Below are 1,801 nucleotides of genomic sequence, written 5' to 3' on the forward strand. Positions count from 1 at the left end.
GGAGACCTCCGAAAAAGTAAGAGTATTTCATTAAAACTCAAATGTTTTTTACAGAAAATGTATGATCTTTAAGGTATTCCCTTGATATAAGGCGCTTAGAGGGTACTTTTGAATGCTTTTTACTTTAGAAATTGTCTAAAAGGGCAGACTTATCCCTATGAAGATGATTGTCTTTTTCAAAAATCAGTCTACTCATCCTTTTAATATTTGATGCAATTGAGCTTATTAATGCATGAATGGATGTTCTTTCTATTCCGCGGTATCTACTACGTCTTAAACCATGGTTTCTTACTTTGTCTGCATGGCGACGTTCAATTAACCAACGATTTTTACTAGCTATTTTATATTCAACGGTCTGATAGTGTTCACGACCTCTTTTGTAATCAAAATAATAGTCACTAATAAATACGTTACGAACAGTTTTACTAGTCGTACACTTGGATCGTAATGGGCAGCCTTGGCATTGAGATTTTACAAAACGAAATTCATATCCTTTTTGACGTTCTTTTGTACGATCCCTAAACCTACTAGTTGCTATGCCATTAGGGCAAGTTACTTCCATTTTCTCAGGAGAAAATCGAAAGTCTTCCGGACTAAAGAGACCAGATGTAGATTGTCTCGTCTTCATCCAGCTAATATGACCAATTATATTGTTCTTATATAAAAACCGCAGATTTTTTCCGAACCAATAAGCTTTATCTGCCGTAATTTCCCTTGGTAGAACACCATGAGCTTCTTTAAATTGTGTAATCAAATTCATCAGTTGATCGCCATCTTCTGCATTGGCAGGGGTAACCTTTACAGCTGTAATAAATTCACTTTCTTCATCTATCATAATATGATCTTTATAACCTTGTATTTTACGCATATCGGATTTATGACCAGTTCTTGCCTCAGGGTCTACAACACTGATGATTCGATCTCTAGCTGTTTCTTCACGATCTAGTATCACTTTTTGTAACATTATTACAGATGAATTAGAATGTTCATTTTGGCTTAGTAATGATCCAGCGACTTTAACTATTTGAGTGGCAAGCTCTAATACATAAGGTAGCTTTTCATCACGAGTTTTACCTTTTAGATCTTCCCAAAGTCGTTCATACCGTTGTTGAAAATAAGCAGATTTCACCTGATCTACTAAACTTAAGTCATCTAGTACCCTTTTTAAAGCTTGTCGCACTAAGGTTAGCCATGTTGGAATGGCAACATCTGCAATAATGTGTGTTGAGTCAATGATAGCCCGTTTGGGCTTAGCTTTCATAAGCCCATACTCAATACATTGATTGATGATGTGTTGAAAGATTTGCTGGAATTTATCAAGGCCCACTCGATTGACACGAAAGTAGCTGATTGTTGTGTCATCAGGTAAATCATCATCAATGTTTAATCCTAAGAACCAACGATAAGCTAAATTAACTCGGATGTGCTCAATAACCTGCACGTCTGAAAGGTTATAAAGATACTCTAATAAACAAATTTTAAACATGAACTCAGGCTCTTCTGCTGGACGACCTCGGTTCTTGGAATAGCGATCAGAAAGCAAAATACGAATGAAAGAAAAATCTACTGCTTTATGGATTTGTCTTAATAAATGATCATGTGGCACTGTTTTTTCATAGTAATACTCATCCCGTGCAGAAATTTGCTTTGAATTCTCTTTTCTAAGCATGATAATCCCCCAAAAAGCTAATATAACTCTATTTTAAAGCATAAATTTACAATTTGGGGTTGGTTTTTTCGGAGGTCTCCAAGGAGGCCTTATCTCTCCCCTGTTAGCTAATATTGCTTTATGTGGAATGGA

At 35.8% G+C, this 1,801-nt stretch carries 1 protein-coding gene; it reads right to left on the bottom strand.

Annotation, left to right across the window (positions count from 1 at the left end):
• Positions 1 to 124: 124 nt before the first annotated feature.
• The gene (locus MOC86_RS22015) at positions 125 to 1,669 is read right to left on the bottom strand and encodes an IS1182 family transposase (RefSeq protein ID WP_268586125.1); all 1,545 of its coding nucleotides are present in this window, start codon (positions 1,667 to 1,669) and stop codon (positions 125 to 127) included.
• Positions 1,670 to 1,801: the final 132 nt, after the last annotated feature.

Origin of the sequence: Priestia endophytica (assembly GCF_026790145.1) — a bacterium.
GTDB classification, from domain to species: domain Bacteria; phylum Bacillota; class Bacilli; order Bacillales; family Bacillaceae_H; genus Bacillus_I; species Bacillus_I endophytica_A.